Source organism: Bradyrhizobium genosp. L, assembly GCF_015624485.1.
Classification (GTDB): domain Bacteria; phylum Pseudomonadota; class Alphaproteobacteria; order Rhizobiales; family Xanthobacteraceae; genus Bradyrhizobium.
The window spans coordinates 5,235,787-5,251,775 of the sequence record NZ_CP061378.1 but is presented as its reverse complement, the minus strand read 5'-3'; the positions used below and the strand labels follow the sequence as shown (position 1 = coordinate 5,251,775).

At 67.0% G+C, this 15,989-nt stretch carries 15 protein-coding genes; 11 read left to right on the top strand and 4 right to left on the bottom strand.

Annotation, left to right across the window (positions count from 1 at the left end; genetic code table 11):
- Positions 1–84: 84 nt before the first annotated feature.
- From IC762_RS25060 to gspM, 9 genes are all read left to right on the top strand, one after another.
- Positions 85–1,770, top strand: a complete 1,686-nt coding sequence (locus IC762_RS25060; protein ID WP_195784878.1) for a GspE/PulE family protein — start codon at positions 85–87, stop codon at positions 1,768–1,770.
- Positions 1,771–1,774: 4 nt separating this feature from the next.
- Entirely contained in the window at positions 1,775–2,986 is a 1,212-nt protein-coding gene (locus IC762_RS25055; RefSeq protein ID WP_195784877.1) for a type II secretion system F family protein, read from the top strand.
- Positions 2,987–2,997: 11 nt separating this feature from the next.
- Positions 2,998–3,456, top strand: a complete 459-nt coding sequence (gene gspG, locus IC762_RS25050; RefSeq protein ID WP_195784876.1) for a type II secretion system major pseudopilin GspG — start codon at positions 2,998–3,000, stop codon at positions 3,454–3,456.
- 37 nt (positions 3,457–3,493) lie between these two features.
- Positions 3,494–3,913 carry a pilus assembly FimT family protein gene (locus tag IC762_RS25045; protein WP_246801687.1) on the top strand — a complete coding sequence of 140 codons (420 nt, stop codon included), beginning with the start codon at positions 3,494–3,496 and terminating at the stop codon, positions 3,911–3,913.
- A 121-nt stretch (positions 3,914–4,034) separates the two neighbouring features.
- On the top strand, positions 4,035–4,394 hold the full coding sequence (locus IC762_RS25040; RefSeq protein WP_349629757.1) for a prepilin-type cleavage/methylation domain-containing protein: 360 nt from the start codon (positions 4,035–4,037) through the stop codon (positions 4,392–4,394).
- Positions 4,391–5,116 (top strand): prepilin-type N-terminal cleavage/methylation domain-containing protein, encoded by a 726-nt coding sequence (locus IC762_RS25035; RefSeq protein ID WP_195784874.1) that lies wholly within the window; start codon positions 4,391–4,393, stop codon positions 5,114–5,116. The genes IC762_RS25040 and IC762_RS25035 overlap by 4 nt, the downstream gene beginning before the upstream one ends.
- Complete coding sequence (locus IC762_RS25030) at positions 5,113–6,027, top strand: general secretion pathway protein GspK (RefSeq protein ID WP_246801214.1); 915 nt, start codon at positions 5,113–5,115, stop codon at positions 6,025–6,027. The genes IC762_RS25035 and IC762_RS25030 overlap by 4 nt, the downstream gene beginning before the upstream one ends.
- Before the next feature lie 2 nt (positions 6,028–6,029).
- The gene (locus tag IC762_RS25025; protein WP_246801212.1) at positions 6,030–7,088 is read left to right on the top strand and encodes a PilN domain-containing protein; all 1,059 of its coding nucleotides are present in this window, start codon (positions 6,030–6,032) and stop codon (positions 7,086–7,088) included.
- Positions 7,085–7,648, top strand: coding sequence for a type II secretion system protein GspM (gene gspM / locus IC762_RS25020; RefSeq protein WP_195784871.1), 564 nt, complete (start codon positions 7,085–7,087; stop codon positions 7,646–7,648). Before IC762_RS25025 ends, gspM begins: the two co-directional genes overlap by 4 nt.
- A gap of 20 nt (positions 7,649–7,668) precedes the next feature.
- On the opposite strand, the gene IC762_RS25015 is transcribed toward gspM, so the two are convergent.
- Genes IC762_RS25015 through IC762_RS25005 form a run of 3 tightly spaced genes read right to left on the bottom strand, consistent with a single transcriptional unit; the run spans position 7,669 to position 11,950 of the window.
- Complete coding sequence (locus tag IC762_RS25015) at positions 7,669–7,968, bottom strand: addiction module antidote protein (protein ID WP_195784870.1); 300 nt, start codon at positions 7,966–7,968, stop codon at positions 7,669–7,671.
- A gap of 11 nt (positions 7,969–7,979) precedes the next feature.
- Complete coding sequence (locus tag IC762_RS25010; protein ID WP_195784869.1) at positions 7,980–8,270, bottom strand: type II toxin-antitoxin system RelE/ParE family toxin; 291 nt, start codon at positions 8,268–8,270, stop codon at positions 7,980–7,982.
- Positions 8,271–8,329: 59 nt separating this feature from the next.
- A complete protein-coding gene (locus tag IC762_RS25005) occupies positions 8,330–11,950 on the bottom strand; it encodes an autotransporter domain-containing protein (RefSeq protein ID WP_246801211.1) in 3,621 nt (1,206 codons plus the stop codon).
- Positions 11,951–12,286: 336 nt separating this feature from the next.
- Between IC762_RS25005 and IC762_RS25000 the strand changes: the two genes are divergently transcribed.
- The gene (locus IC762_RS25000; protein WP_246801209.1) at positions 12,287–13,021 is read left to right on the top strand and encodes a hypothetical protein; all 735 of its coding nucleotides are present in this window, start codon (positions 12,287–12,289) and stop codon (positions 13,019–13,021) included.
- Positions 13,022–13,039: 18 nt separating this feature from the next.
- On the opposite strand, the gene rffA is transcribed toward IC762_RS25000, so the two are convergent.
- Positions 13,040–14,122, bottom strand: coding sequence for a dTDP-4-amino-4,6-dideoxygalactose transaminase (gene rffA / locus IC762_RS24995; RefSeq protein WP_433995922.1), 1,083 nt, complete (start codon positions 14,120–14,122; stop codon positions 13,040–13,042).
- A 313-nt stretch (positions 14,123–14,435) separates the two neighbouring features.
- Here rffA and IC762_RS24990 point away from each other — a divergent pair, with 313 nt between their 5' ends.
- Positions 14,436–15,989 carry a lipopolysaccharide biosynthesis protein gene (locus IC762_RS24990; RefSeq protein WP_195784866.1) on the top strand — a complete coding sequence of 518 codons (1,554 nt, stop codon included), beginning with the start codon at positions 14,436–14,438 and terminating at the stop codon, positions 15,987–15,989.

Sequence of the window (15,989 nt, the reverse complement as noted above, 5' to 3'; positions counted from 1 at the left end):
GTTACAAGAGTCAAGCGCCAAGGGCCGGATTGCTGCACGCACGAGCTGTTGTATTCAGGTAACAACGTGAGCGGTGGGACTTCGATGCGCGATTTGTCCGCCGAAACCTTCCGGCAGCATCTCCTGGATAAGCACGCTGTGCCGACGCGCGTGAGAACGCGCGCCGAACACGCCAATTCGACGCTGACGCGTCCGTTGCGCGAGCTGTGGGAGACCAGTGATCTCTCGGCTGCCGAGTTCGCCGACGAGGTCTCCGACTATTTCGGCGTGGAGCGGCTGAGCCTGCCGCAACTGCTTGCCGCGACCCCGTGCCTCGACGGCTTCTCGCATCGCTTCCTCAGGGAATCCACCGTGTTCCCGCTGCGCGCGCCGAACGGCGGCTATCGCATCGCGGTCGCCGATCCCTCCGACACCGCGGCCATTCGCGCAGCCGAGATCGTGTTCGGCGAGCCGGTCGAGCTGGCGGTGGCCTCGTTCGAGGACATCACCACGGTGCTCGACCAGCGCATCGCGGCCACCGATGCCGCCACGGACGAGCGCGCGGTGGCCGCGAGCCAGCAATCCGACGACGATATCGAAAGCCTGCGCGACCTCGCCTCCGGCGCGCCGGTGGTGCGCGCACTCAACGATTTGCTGGAGCGTGCGGTCGAGCTACGCGCCAGCGATATCCACATCGAGCCGTTCCGCACCGGCCTCGTCGTCCGCATGCGTGTCGACGGGCTGTTGCGCGCGCTGCCCGCGCCGTCTTCGGTTCCACCACAAGCGCTGATCTCGCGCGTAAAAATTCTCGCGGGCCTCAATATTGCCGAGCGGCGGCTGCCGCAGGACGGCGCCGCTCGGGTCCGCGTCAGCCGCACCGAGCTCGACGTCCGCGTCGCGACCATGCCGACGCAAGGCGGCGAGAGCGCGGTGATCCGCCTGTTGCCGCGCGACCGCGGCCTCTTGGAAATGAGCAAGCTCGGATTGGCTGCGCGCGATGAGAAGATGCTGTCGCGGCTGCTGACCTTGCCGCACGGCATGATCGTGGTGACCGGCCCGACCGGCAGCGGCAAGACCACGACCTTGGCGACGATGCTGTCGATCCTCAATGAACCGACCAGAAAAATCCTCACCATCGAGGATCCCGTCGAGTACGAGATCGCCGGCATCAACCAGTCGCAGGTCAAGCCTTCGATCGGGCTGACCTTTGCGTCCGCGATGCGTTCCTTCGTCCGCCAGGACCCCGACGTGATCATGGTCGGCGAAGTCAGAGACGCCGAGACCGCGCATATCGCGATCCATGCGGCGCTGACCGGCCACTTGGTCCTGACCACGCTGCACACCGAGACCGCCGCCGCCGCGGTGCCGCGGCTGATCGATCTCGGCGTCGAGGGCTTTTTGCTGCGCTCGACCCTGCGCGCGGTGGTGGCGCAGCGGCTGGTGCGCGTGCTGTGCGACCGCTGCAAGGTGCCGCACACACTTTCGGCAAACGATATCGAGAAAGACCCGCGTTTTGCCGTGATCGGCTTTGCCGCCGGCGAGGTGGTGCACGAGGCCGGCGGCTGCGAGCGCTGCGGCGGCACCGGCTATCGCGGCCGCAACGGCGTGTTCGAGCTCCTCGAGATGACCGATGATGTGCGCAAGCTGGTCGGGCCGCAGACCGATTCGCATGCGATCGACCAGGCTGCGATATCGGGCGGCATGACCACGATGCTGGCGGATGCGGTCGAAAAATGCCGCGCCGGCGTGACCACCGTGCCCGAAGTGTTCCGCGTCACGACGATCCGGTGATGTGATGCCGAGTTACCGCTACCGCGCGATGAATTCGGACGGCGAGCTGGTTTCGGGCGCGATCGCAGCCCCCGCGCCGGGCGACGTCGCAGCCAGGATCGAGCGGCTCGGCCTGGTGCTGGTCGACAACGTCACGCTGGAGGAAGGCGGTTCGGCGGGCCGCGCCTTCAGCCTGTTCAACGCGCCGAAGCCGGAAGACGTCACGATCTTCACCCGCGACCTCGCGCTGTTGCTGCGCGCCGGCGCGCGGATCAACGACGCGCTCGAGCTGCTGGCCGCCGATCGCGACTTCGGCCGGCTGCGGCCGGTGGTCGCCGACGTGCGGTCGCGCGTGATGGCCGGCGAGAGCTTTGCCGAGGCGCTGGCGCGGCACCAGGGCCTGTTCCCGCCGATGTATGTCGCGCTGATCCGGGTCGGTGAGGCCTCCGGCTCGCTCGACCATGTGCTGGAGGTGCTGGCCGACGAGCGCAGCCGCAGCGAGGCGCTGAAGCGCCGGCTCGGCGATGCCGTGCGCTATCCGCTGTTCGTGCTCGGCGCGGCGGGCTGCGTGCTGCTGTTCTTCCTCACCTTCGTGCTGCCGCAGTTCGCCAGCGTGCTGCAGGATTTCAACGCCAAGGTCGATCCGTTCATCCAGACCTTCCTCAATTTGTCGACCTGGCTGCGCGGCAATTCGGATGCGGTGCTGATGATCCTGGTGGTGGCGATCGGCTCGGCCTGGCTCCTGCTGCGGCAGGAGCGGGTGCGGCGCTCGCTGTTGGCCGCGATGGCGCGGCTGCCCGTGATCCGCGAGGTGATGAAATATCATCGCACCGCGCTGTTCTGCCGGAACCTCGGGCTGTTGCTCGGCAGCGGCGTCAATCTGACGACGACTTTGCGCATCCTGATCGATATGATGGCCTCGATCGGCTCGTCCGAGGTCTGGACCGAGGCCGCCGATCGTGTCAGGCACGGCGCCAAGCTGTCGGAGGCGATGTCCGAGACCGAGGCGCTGCCGGCGATGGCTGTGCGCATGCTCCGTCTCGGCGACGAGACCGGGCAATTGCCGATGCTGGCGGGGCGGGTCGCGGAATTTTACGAGGCCAAGCTGCAACGCACGCTGGACCGCGTGGTCGGCATCGCCGGCCCCGCGGCGATCATTGTGATCAGCGTCGTGGTCGGTGGCTTGATTGTGTCTGTGATGACTGCGTTGATGTCGGTCAGTCAGATTGTTGGTTGAGGATGTTGCCCATGAGGATATTTCACGAACCTGCCAAGCGGCCGGCGCGACGCCGGCGTCATTCCGAGGCCGGCTTCACGCTGGTCGAGATGCTCGTCGTCATCACCATCATCGGCCTGATCATGGCGCTGGTCGGGCCGCGGGTGCTGAACTATCTCGGCGAGTCCAAATCCAAGGCGGCCAAGATCCAGATCGAGAGCTTCGCCAGCGCTCTCGATCTCTATTATCTCGACCTCGGCCGCTATCCGAGCAGCAATGAGGGGCTCGCCGCGCTGACCCGCGGCAACAACGCGCCGGGCTGGAACGGGCCCTATCTGCGCGGCGGCGTGGTGCCGAACGATCCCTGGGGCCGCGGCTACATCTACCGCTCGCCAGGCGAGCGCGCGGCCTATGACATCATCTCGCTCGGATCGGACGGCCAGGAAGGCGGCAGTGGCACGGCCGCTGACGTCACCAGTGCCGTGCGCTGACGCCCCGCGGGGCGAGGCGGGATTCTCGCTGCTGGAGATGGTCTGCGTGCTCGCGATCATCGGCATGCTGGCCGCGATCATCCTGCCGGCGATCCCGCGCAGCACGACGCGGACGCGGCTGGAGAGCTACGCGGCCGCGACCGCGGCGCTGCTCAAGGCCGACCGCAGCGCGGCGTTGCGCAGGCATGTCCAGGTCACGACGCTGGTCGATGCGCCGGCGCGCGCGATCCGCTCCGGCGCCACCGGGCAAATCGTCCGGCTGCCGAGCGACGTCACCGTCAACACGGCGCTGGCCTCGCGCTGCGCCGACCGCAGCGCGGGGCGCTCGATCGATTTCTTTCCGTCGGGGATGTCCTGCGGCGGCACCATCGCGCTGGCGCGGCCGGGCATGGCTTACGAGATTCGCGTCAACTGGCTGACCGGAGGGGTCGATATTGTCGCGCAGAATCTGCTCTGACGGCGAGCGAGCCCGTTCGGTTCTGTTTGGATCAGAACCGGGCTCGCTTCTTTTTTTTGGACGCGTTTTCTTCACGCGAACCGGTGCCCACTTCGCTCAAAAACACTCTCGGGGCTTTACCCTGATCGAGGCGCTGGTGGCGCTCGCGATCGTCGCATCCGTGCTCGGCGCGATCGGCTCGGTGATCGCCACCACGGTGCAGGGCACCCGCGCGATCGACCAGAAACTGGCGCTGAGCGGCGCCGCCGAGACGGTGCTGGCGTCGCTGCCACAGCGCAGCGCGCTGAAGGTCGGACGGCAGAGCGGCACGCTCGCCGGCCATCGCTGGCGCATCGACGTCGCGCCGATCAATGCCGGTGCTGCTGATGGGCCTACAAACCGGTTCGTGCCGTTCGCGGTCAATCTGCGCATGCAAGGACCGGGCGGCGCGCAGATCCAGGTCACGACCGTGCGGCTGGTGCCGAAGGCGCCGCCACAATGAACGCGATGACGTCATGGTGGCGCAAGTCTCGGCGCGGTGCTCAGCGCGCCGAAGCGGGCTTTACGCTGCTCGAGGTGCTGCTGGCGACGCTGTTGATGACGGTGATCCTCGCCGCGCTTGCCACCGTCACGGCGCAATGGCTGCCGAACTGGAACCGCGGCATGCTGCGGGTGCAGCGCGCCGAAAAGCTCGCGATCGGGCTGGAGCGGGCGCTCGCCGATCTCGAGGTCGCCGAGATGATCCCGATCAGCGGCAACGGCAAGCGGCCGCTGTTCGAGGGCAATGAGCTCTCCGTCACCTTCGTCCGCACCGCGGTCGGGCCGAACACCCGTCCCGGCCTCGAGATCATCCGCCTGATCGAGAAGGCCGACGCAGAGGGGCTTGCGCTGGTGCGCGAGCGTTCGCCGTTTAGTCCGCGCTCGCCGGATGAGCAGATCCGTTTTGTCGACCAGGTGGTGCTGGTCCGCGCGCCCTTCCGCGTCACCTTCGCCTATGCCGGGCCCGACCAGGTCTGGCAGCCGACCTGGCGCGACCAGGTGCAATTGCCGAGCCTGGTCCGCGTCTCCGTGCGCGACGCCGCCACCGGACAGGTGCTGGCGGTGTCGAGCGCCGCGACCGTCCACGTCAACGCGCCGGCGGAATGCGCTCGTGCCAAGAATGCCGTGGCCTGCCTCGCGACGCGGGCCAATCCCGCGGCCGAGAAAAAGGAGGAGCAGCTTTGACAGCCGCACTTCCTCGCACGTTGCAGCGCGGCTTCATCGTGGTCGCGGTGCTGTGGATTCTCGCCGCGCTCGCGGGCCTGGTGCTGATCTATCTGACCTATGTCACCAACACCGCCGTCGTCGTCGCCGGCAGCACCGAGCGGATCCAGGCCGAGGCGATGGTCACAGCGGGCCTCGAGCTCACCGCGCTGCAGCTCTCCGGCACGACCGAGGCCGGGCGCCCGACCAGCGGCACCTTCGATGCACGGGTCGGCGCCGGCCGGGTCTTCGTGACGTTCCGCTCCGAGGCCGCGCGGATCGACCTCAATGTCGCGCCGAAGGCGCTGCTGGCGGGCCTGATGACCGGGCTCGGCGCCGGCGCGTCCGATGCCGCCGGCTACGCCGACCGCATCCTGGCGTGGCGGGCGCCGACCGAGCAAGGCGACAACGATCCCGAGACCGCCTTCTACAAGAACTCCGGCGTCGCCTATGCGCCGCGGCACGCGCCGTTTCCGGCGCCCGAGGAGCTGTGGCTGGTGTACGGCATTCCGCCCGCGCTGATCGAGCGCATGCTGCCCTTCGTCACCGTGTTCAGCAATGTCGCGCAGGTCAACGTCCACGACGCCGCGCCGCAGGTGCTGGCGGCGCTGCCGAACATGACGCCGGAGATGCTGCAATCGGTTCTGTCGCAGCGCGCCGATCCCACCGCCGATCCGCGCGCCCTGGTCGGTATGACCGGCGGTGAGGGCGCGACGCTGGCCGCCTCGAAGGCCTATCGCGTCATCGTCGAGGCCGAGCTCCCCGACGGCAGCCGCCGCGGCAGTGAGGTCGTGATCCTGCTTCTCGAAAGCGGCGACGAGCCCTATCGTGTATTGTCGTGGCGCAATAATTCGGACGGCAGCACGGCGCCGCAAAGGGTTTCCACGAGATGAGCATGGTCTCGAGCCTCACGGCGATCGTCAGCGCCTGGACGACAAGCGTCGCCAACGCTCTTATCGCGGCCATCAACCGGGTCGTCTCGCCGCGCGTGGTCCGTCTGGTCGAGGGCGACGACGGCGGCTTTGCGGTCGAGACGGCGGGCAAGCAAGACAACGTCCCCGCGCGGATCGGCTTTGCCGACGGCGCCCTGTCGGCCCCCAATCTCGCGTCGCTGTTCCGCGGCAAGCGGGTCGAGATCGTGCTGCAGCCGAAGCGCTTCCTGTTCCGGCCGCTGGAACTGCCGGGGCGGGCGTCGGATTTCCTCGAAGGCATCGTCCGCGCCCAGATCGATCGGCTGACGCCATGGAGCGCGGCGGACGCCGTGTTCGGCTGCACGGCGCCGGTTTCATCGAGCGGCGATGCCATCTCCACCATGATCGCGGCGGCGCCGCGCAGGGTTGCGACCTCCTATGCGCAGGCGGTGGCTCTCTTCCATCCGTCGGCGGTCGCGGTCGCGACCCGGGTCGAGGGCCAGGCGGCACCCGTCAAAGTGTACGAGCAGAGCGCGCGCGGCCATCTCGATGCGGCGCGGCTGGCCCGCGCGCTGCAACTCGTGCTCGGCGCCGCCGCGGTGATCGCGGTGATCTCGGCCGGCGTCTCCGCCTATGTCGGAAGCAGCCTCGGCGCCCAGGAAGAGGAGTTGGCGCGGCAGATCTCGGCGCGGCGCGCGACGATCCGCGCCGGCGCCGACGGCGGCGACCGTTCGCCGGTCGCAGCCCTCGAGCGACGCAAATACGAGACGCCGTCGAGCGTGATCGTGCTGGAGACGCTGAGTCGGCTGCTGCCCGACCACACCTATGTCACGGAGCTGCATCTGGCCGGCAACAAGCTGCAGATCTCCGGCATCACCAGCAACGCGCCGTCGCTGATCCCGCTGATCGAGCAGTCGCAGCACTTCACCCGCGCCACCTTCTTTGCGCCGACCACGCGTGGGCCGTCCGATCCGGGCGAACGCTTCCATATCGAGGCGCGGGTCGAGCCGAAGAACAGCGTCACCGGCCTGGTGACGCCATGAGTGCGGCGAGCAACATCGTGACGCGCACGCTGGCGCAGTCGCCGCTGATCGCGGTGGTGCTGTATCTTGCGGTGCTCGGCGGGCTCGCGACCATGAGCGTGGTCTCAGTCGTCGGCATGCTCGACCATCAGCGCACGCTGGCGCGGACCTCCGACCTGCTCGAGCAGTTGCGCGGGCGCAAGCCGCGCAATCCGGCCGCACTGTCGGCGGAGCATCCGGGCACGCCGTTCCTGGAAGGGCCGACCGTGACGGTCGCAGGCGCCGCGCTGCTGCAGCGGGTCGCGAGCGCGATCGGCAATGTCGGCGGCACCGTGCAGTCTTCGCAGGTCGACGTGCTCGGCACCCAGGCGCGCGACGGCTTCGTCGGCCTCGTCGTCAGCTGCGAGATGGAGCAGCCGGCGCTGCAGAAACTGCTCTATGATCTCGAGGTCGGCATGCCCTTCCTGTTCATTGATCAGCTCGACGTCCAGGTGCCGCAGCTGACCACGGCCAGCGAAGCCGGTACCGGCCCGATCCGCGTCGTGCTCGGTGTCTCCGGCCAGTGGCAGGGCGGGAAGTAGGGCGCGATCATACCTGGACGTCAGGCGACCTTCTGCGCGTCGATCGGCTCGACGACCAGTTTGACGCCGAGCGAACTCATCACCTTGCGAACCGTCTCGAACTCCGGACGTGCGGTCTCCTTGAATGTCTTGTAGAGGCTCTCGCGCGATAATCCGGTGGCTTTCGCTATGTCGGCGATCCCCTTGGCACGCGCAACCGTGTCGAGCGCCATGCTGATATAGACGGGATCGTCGGTCTCGAAGGCCTCGGTGAGGTAGGCTGCAATCGACACCGGATCCTTCAGGTAGTCAGCCGCGTCGAATTTTGAAATCTTGACCATCTTGCTGCCTGCTAGAGTTGTGCCGCGATTTCCTTGGCACGCTTGATGTCGCGGTCCTGATTCGATTTGTCGCCGCCGCACAGGATCAGAATGATCCGTTGTCCTGTTTGCTTGTAGTAAACGCGGTATCCCGGGCCGTAGGCCAGACGCATTTCACTCACGCCTTCGCCCACCGGCTTGACGTCACCCGGATTGCCGAGCGCGAGACGTTCAATTCGAGACGCGATCTTGGCGGCAGCGCGCCGGTCCGTGAGGTTCGAAAGCCAACTGTCGAACAAGTCGGTCTTCAGAACCTCAAACATTGAGGTATCCTATAGGATACAATCGCGTCAACGTCAAGGGCTGCGGGGTCTGCTAAGACCTACCAACTATACTTCGCCACGCCCTTGCCGGCGTAGCTGGTGACGTTGCTGGAGAACTCGCCCTCGAAGGTCGCGGCAACCGAGAAGCCGTTCAGCCACTTCACCTCGGCGCCGGCGCTAACCAGGGCCGAGTCGGGTTTCGGGGTTGCGCCGTTGACCACGAAGCTGGTGCCCGGCAGCGACTGGAAGATCGCGCTGACCGAGTTGTTGTTGTTATAGTCATGGGCCCAGGCGGTGCGCCCGCGCAAGGTCAGCACCGCGTCCTGCAGCGCATAGGACTTGTCGGTGCGCAGGCCGAGCTCGGTGCGGCCGACGGTGGTGCTCTGGTTCGCATAGTTGAGCGCGAACAGCGGCGTGCCGATGACTGCGGTTTCGGCGTAGGCGGGCAGGTTGAAGGTGACCACTTGCGCCGCGACGTAAGGCGTGAGGCCGACCCACGGCGTCGCGTAGCGGTAGCCGCCCTCGAAGCGGGCCGAGAAGGATTCCGCCTGGAAGCGGCCCTGCAACTGGTCGAAGCCGGCCAAGGTCACGGTGCGGTTGGTGGTGACGTCGTGCCAGCTATAGGCCAGCGCCGCGGACAGATAGCCGCCGGCGCCGAAATTGTGACGCCCGAACACGCCGGCCTGGAACAGGTCGGCCGAGCCGCTGCCGAGGTTGTTGGCCAGCGAATAATTGGTGCCGCCGCCGCCGAGCGCGAAGCCGATCAACGTGTCCGGCGAGAGCTTGTAGTCGGCGCCCGCAGCCATGCCCCAGACCTGGGATTTGGCGTCCTGCGAGCCGACCATGGCGTTGCCGTTGGTCGTCGCCGAGCCGCCATAGCTTGCGGCCCAGACGCTCCAGCGGTTGAGCGGCTGCGGCGCGAATAACGGCGCCTTGGTGGCCATCGCATAGGCTGCCCGCTCGCTCTCGGTTGCCGGACGCATAGCATAGGCGGACGCAGCACTGATCTCGGCAGCATAGCCCGAGGCGCCGCCGGGCGTGGCAAAGCCCGTGCCGCGACCGGCGATGGTGGGATCCAGCATGAGGCCGAGGAACTGGCTGTCGGCGTTGATCGAGGACTGGATCACGCCGGTGCCGAGTTCGCCGGAGGCCACCGTCAGGCCCGACGCATTGAGCGAAGCGAACGATAGCGGGATCGATCCGGTGCCGTTGAAGTAATTGACCAGCGTGTTGGCGACGTTCTGCTGGTTGATGTTCAAGCCGCTCGGCAAGCTGGGCCCGCTCGGTCCGCTCGGTCCGCTGGGTGGTGGCGGCGGGGTGAAGACCAGCTTGATATTGAGATAGGCATTGTTGGCGTCGTAGCTGAGCGACGATTGCAGGTTCGAATTGTTGGAAACAACGGTCGGATTGAATGTCGTGCCGCCGATTCCGCCGGTGGCATTGACGATGGTGTATTGCTTGTTGACGTAGCTCCCCGGAAGAAACGCTGCGCTCACCGTTGCGCCGCCGAGATTGGCCGACCCGGTCACGTTGGTGAGACCGGAGGCGGTCGGCGTCACCTGGACCATGTAGGTCGAGGCTGCGGTGAACGAGAGGTTGCCCGCTACGGTGAGCGGGCCGAAGGCGCTGCCGCCGGCCGATCCCGGCGCCAACGTGCCACCGTTCACGGCGGTGGCGCCGACCATGCCGGAGCCGGCCAGGGTGCCGCCGGCATTCACCGTCGTCAGCGACGAGGTCGCAGTCGAGCCGTCGACCACCAGCGTGCCGCCGTTCACCGTGGTCGTGCCGGTGTAGGTGTTGGTGCCGGACAGCACCTGCGTGCCGCCCGACATCACGAGGCTGCCGACAAGGCCGCTGTCCCCGATCACGCCGGCATAGTTGCCGTTCGCATTGGTGATCGTCAGCGTGTTGTTGCCGAGATTGACCGAACCGGTGCTCGCGCCCGACAGCGACTTGATCGAGGCGCCGTTGGTGACGCCGGAAATATCGAACAAGCCGTTGTTGATGACGCTGCTGGAGGTCGCGATGCTGCCGTTGACGGCGCCGTTGTTGATCAGGTCAAGCTCGCCGCCGGCGGCGATCGTCGTCGTGCCGGTATAGGTGTTGGCGCCGCCGAGCTGCTGCCAGGCGCCGTTGGCAATGACCAGGTTGCCGCCGGTGCCGCCGCCGATACCACCGTCCTGAATCACGCCGCCGAAAAAGTTGCCGTTGGTAATGGTCAGCGTCTTCGAGCCGAGCGATACCGTGCCGTCGGTCCCGGACGAGAGCAGGCCGCCGACCGATGCGCCGGATGTGGTCTGCGAAATGTCGAAGGTCGCGCCCGGACCGGCGAGCCCGACATAGAGCGAATTCGCGATCGAGCCGCTGCCTTTCAGCGCCAGCGTCGCGCCGGCCTCGATCTGCGACACGTTGCCGTAGGTGTTGACCCCGGACAGCGTTTGCGTTCCCGCGAAGATATCGATTCCGCCGGCTCCCTGGATCGAGCCCGCGAATTCGGTGGAGCCGTTGGTGATGATCAGGCGCGTGCTGCCCAGCGTCACGACGCCGGCGGAACTGCCGGCGAGGGTCGTGATCGCGGCGAAGGGAAGCGTTGCTCCGGAGACATCGAACGTCGCATTGACGGTGACGACGCTGGAGCTCGATATGCCGCCGAAGCCCGACAGCGCCAGCGTGCCGGCATTGATCGTGGTGGCGCCGGTATAACTGTTGAAGCCGGTCAGCGTCAGGGTGCCGGTGCCGACCTTGGTCAGCCCGCCGCCGGTGCCGGAGATCGTGCCGTCGACCTGGGTGGAGAGGTTGTTGCTGCCGGTCGTCAGCGTGTTGGCACCGAGCACGTAATCGCCGGCGCCCTCGATCGAGCCTGACGTCATGCCGCCCGAGGTCAGGCCGGAGATGTCGACCGTGCCGCCGACATTGGTGATGAAGCGCGCGTTGCCGCCGGTGCTCGAGCCGGAGAAACCGGTGGTCGCCGCATTGTCGGTCGTGATGGTCGAGCTTCCGGCGGTGGCCGAACCGGTGAAGGCGACGATCGCGTCGTTGGTGATGCTGGCCGTTCCCGCGGTCGCCGTCGTGTTGAAGCCGAGCGTGCCGGTGTTGGTGATGAGCGAGCTGCCGGCCGACGAGGCGTCGTTGAAATTCATCACCAGCCCGGTTGCGATCGTCGCCGAGCCTGCGGTGCTGTTGTTGTAGAACTCGATGTCCCCGATCGTGCTGTTGATGGTCGCGGTGCCGGCGGTGCTGGTGCCGGTAAAGCTCAGCGCAGCGCCGCCATTGACGTTGTAGGTTACCCCGTTGGTGCCCGCGCTCGCGCTGCTCGCATTCGAGAAGACCATCCCCGAATTGATGTTGAAGGTTTGGGTGTTGGTCGAATTGTTCGAGACCCCGACACCGTTCACGATGAAGAAATCGTTGGTGTTGATGGTGTAGGCGGGGGCATTGGCCGGAGCAGGGGTGAACACCACGGTTCCGACATTGACCGCGCCGTTGCTGTCGACGTTGGTCGGAGCGCCGTTGTTGGTGAAGGTCGCGGTGCCGTCCGGAACGGTCGGGGTAGATGACCAGTTGGTGCCGTCGGTCCAGTCGTTGCTGGAGGTGCCGGTCCAGGTGCCGTCGGTCGCATGCGCGGAGACGACGCCCAATGCGGTGGCGGCGAGCAGCACCGCAATCGAATGCCGCGTCACGGACCGCAATCCGCTCCTGGCATTCCGCACGGGCAATCTCAGCTCAGCCATGGCGCCTGTCTCAAAAATTGTTTTGGTCAAAACGTCTTCGCGGCCGGAGTCACGAAACACGCCAATTTCTGCCATGATCTCACAGCGTTGTGCCGCTGTTCTGGCGCTCGGGCCTGCGTATTTTGGACTGCGTGACTGTTCGGCAACATTCGCAATGAGCGCATGGAACAATCATTACCGGAGACGGTGCCGCGAATCGCGTCGAGTTGATGGGATGGCCTGCTGCGGATAGGGTGGCTCGACCGGGTGCGGCGCGACCGCATCGCACAATGCTTTTGGATGAGCATGGACAAGTGGCCCAAATTTCTGCTTCTCGCGCTGCTGTCGGGCGCGGCCTTGTCCGTGGCCACGCCGCTTGAGCTAAAGGCCGCGACCTCGTCGTCGCTGGACGTGCTTCCGGCCGAGCGGGCCGGGGACGCCGGCGATTCGGTCGACATCGGCAATTTGAGGCCGCTGGCGCAACCTGCCCGGGAGCCGGCCAAGGCGTTGCCGAGCGGAAACCCGCTCTGGGCGGTGCCGCTGTCGGCGCTGACTGCGACGGTGGACCGGCCGATCTTCTCGGTCTCGCGGCGGCCGCCGCAGCGCGCCGTGGTTGCGCCGGCGGCGGTGCCGGTCGCTGCCGCGCCGCCGCCTCCTGCCGAACCCGAGCATCCGGCGCTGAGCCTGATCGGCGCCGTGGTCGGCGACGGCGACGCCTTCGCGGTGTTCATCGACCGCATGACACAAAAGGCGATTCGGCTGCGCCAGGGCGACACGCACCAGGGGTGGCAGCTCAGCGCGGTGCAGCCGCGCGAGGTCACCCTCGTCAAGAGCGGCCGCAGCGAGGTCATTGCCCTGCAGCGCCAGGACGCCCCGGCTACGTCGCAGGTGAGCAGCGGTGGCGTACCTCGCCAGATCGGCGGAACGCCGCTGGTCAACCCCGCGCTGCCGCCGGTGCCGGTGGCCGGTGCCGCAGACGGCTCCTATGCGCCGTTCGTGCCGCGCTCGACGCCGAAGAATGGCGAGTCGGACGGGCTTTGAGCCTGTCCGTGCCGGCGATCATCCCGCGAGGATCGTGCCCAGCACGTCGCAGACGCGCTGCTGCTGACTTTCGCTCAGGCCGACCCACATCGGCAGCCTGATCAACCGCTCCGAGAGCTCCGTCGTCAGCGACATTTCGCCATGGGCGCGGGCGAACCGCCGGCCCGCCGGCGACGAATGCAGCGGCACATAGTGGAACACGGACGAGATGCTGGCGTCTTTCAGCTTCCTGATGACCGTCTGGCGATCGATGCCGGGCGCCAGCAGCACGTAGTAGAGATGGCCGTTATGCCGGCACTCCGCCGGCACGATCGGACGCCGCAACAGGTCGCGCTGCTCGAGTTGCTCGAGCCCGGCATGATAGCGTTGCCACAGCGCGACGCGTTCGCGGGTGATGCGTTCGGCCTGCTCGAGTTGCGCCCACAGGAATGCGGCGTTGATCTCGCTCGGCAGATACGACGAGCCGACATCCTGCCAGGTGTATTTGTCGATCTCGCCACGGTAGAAGCGGGCGCGATCGGTGCCCTTCTCGCGGATGATCTCGGCGCGCTGCACCAGCGCGGGATCGTTGACCAGCAGCGCGCCGCCTTCGCCCGCGATCACATTCTTGGTCTCATGAAAGCTGAAGCTGCCGAGATCGCCGATCGCGCCGAGCGCGCGGCCCTTGTAGTCGGCCGCGACGCCTTGCGCGGCGTCCTCGACCACGGCGAGCCCATGGCGCCGCGCAAGCGTCATGATCGCGTCCATCTCGCAGGCGACGCCGGCATAGTGCACCGGCACGATCGCGCGTGTCCGCGGCGTGATCGCGGCCTCGATCAGGCGTTCGTCGAGATTGAGCGTGTCCTCGCGGATATCGACGAACACCGGGACGGCGCCGCGCAGCACGAACGCATTCGCGGTCGAGACGAAGGTGAACGACGGCATGATGATCTCGTCGCCGGGGGCGATGTCGAGCAGCAGCGCCGACATATCGAGTGCGGACGAACAGGAATGGGTTAGAAGCGCCCGGGCGCAGCCGGTCTGCTGCTCGATCCAGCGATGGCAGCGCGCCGTGAAGCCGCCGTCGCCCGACAGATGCAGGGCGCGCTGCGCCTCGGCCATGTTGTCGAGCTCCTTCCCGGTCGTGTAGGGCCGGTTGAACGGAATCGGGTCGATGGCCACGTTGCTGCTTTCGGACGCTGGGATGGCGGCGGATTTGAAGGGCGGATGACGCCAGATAGGCGGTTTCGGGTCGTGGAATCAACGGCCAATTCGCCCACCCCGCCGATCAGCCGGCGCGATAGACGCCTACCCTCGACATTCCGCGCCGCCCCTGCTAGCCCGTGCCGGTTGAAAAGGTTTTGCCTTGATGGCAGAGGCACTTGAGGCGGATCGAGGCGATCGCCTGAAAGCTGGCAAGTTTGTTGAGAAAAGGATGGCGTTGAAAAAAAGTCCGTCCGATCTGCTCGGTAACTCGGCGTGGAATGCGGTCGCCTTTGCGGTCGCGGTGCTGCTCAACCTCGCGATCCTGCCGTTCGTCATCTTCCGTCTCGGACTCGCCGCGTTCGGTGTCGCGGGGCTGGTGACGGCGTGCGTCGCGCCGGCGCTGATGTTCAGCAATGCGCTCGGGCTGTCGACCGCGCGCGAGCTCGCGCAGCGATTGGCGCCGTCCGAGCGCGGCGAGGCGCGGCGTTTCTTTGCGACCGCGCTTGCCATGGCGCTCCTGGCCGGCGGCGTGATCACGCTCGTGCTGGGCCTTGCCGGAGCGCCGCTGGCGCGGCTGGGCTTTCATCTGAGCGGTGCTGCCGCCGACGACCTCACGTTGGCTTTTGCGCTTGCCGGCGCCGGCTGGCTGGCGCAGTGCCTGTTCGCGGTGTTCCTGTCGCTGTTCACGGCGCGGCAGGACTATCGGCGGATCGCCTCGATCAGCATTTCCGGAACGCTGGTGGCGACGCTGTCGATGCTCGCGCTGATCCCGCTGGCGCCACGCGCCTCGACCTTTCTCGGCTGCCAGGCGCTGGGCTTTGCGACCAATCTGGCGATGGCCGTCTATTGGTCGCGGCGCGTGATCCGTGAGTGGCTGGCGCGGCCCGCGCTCGATCGCGGCGCGCTGCACGCGCTGGTCAAGCTCGGTGGCTGGCAGCTCGCGGCTCAAAGCGGCGCGCTGTTTGCCGGGCAGGCCGACCGCTATCTGCTCGGCGCGCTGCTGCAGCCGCAATTCGTCGGCTTCTACAGCGTCGCGCAGCGGCTGGAAGAGGCAGTCTATATCGGCGTGCTGCGGGTCGGCGAGATCCTGTTCCCGTTCTTCAGCACGCTGCAAAAGGAAGCCGACGACCGCAAGGTCGACCTGCTGCTGCGGTCGTCCTGGATCCTCAACGTGCTCGCGGCAAGCGCGCTCGGCGGGCTGATCCCGGTTGCCGGCGCGCTGCTCTATCGCTGGACCGGCGCAGAGGTCGCGAACGAAGCGCAACTGGTGCTGGTGGTGCTGTCGATCAGCGGGATCCTGGGGTCCTGCGCCAATGTGTTTGCATTCTATCTGCTGTCGCAGGGCCGCTCCAGCTCCAATGCGCTGATCTCGCTGATGACGGGTATTTTCACGCTGGCGACCAGCGCCATCGCGCTGCCCATGTTCGGCTGGCAGGGCGCCGGCTGGAGCACTTGCCTCGGCATGATCGCGCAGATGGTCACGACCGTGGTCCTGCTGCAGCGGACGTTCAGGCTCGAGGGCCTGTGGTCGCGCGTTCTGCATTTCGTCCTGGTGCCGCTCGGCGTCGGCATCGCGGTCGCCCTGGCGTTGCGCGCAGAACTCGGCCACGCGGCATTCGACCACGCGCCGTCATGGTGGTATGTGATCTCGCTCTACGTGGTGTCGGCGGCGGCGATCTTCGTTGCCGCGGTCGCCGCCTCGCAACTTGGGCCCTATCGCACCGTCTGCCGGCGCGATCTCAGCGCCATCGTCACTCGCTTCTTGCCGTTGAGGGCCGTCTAG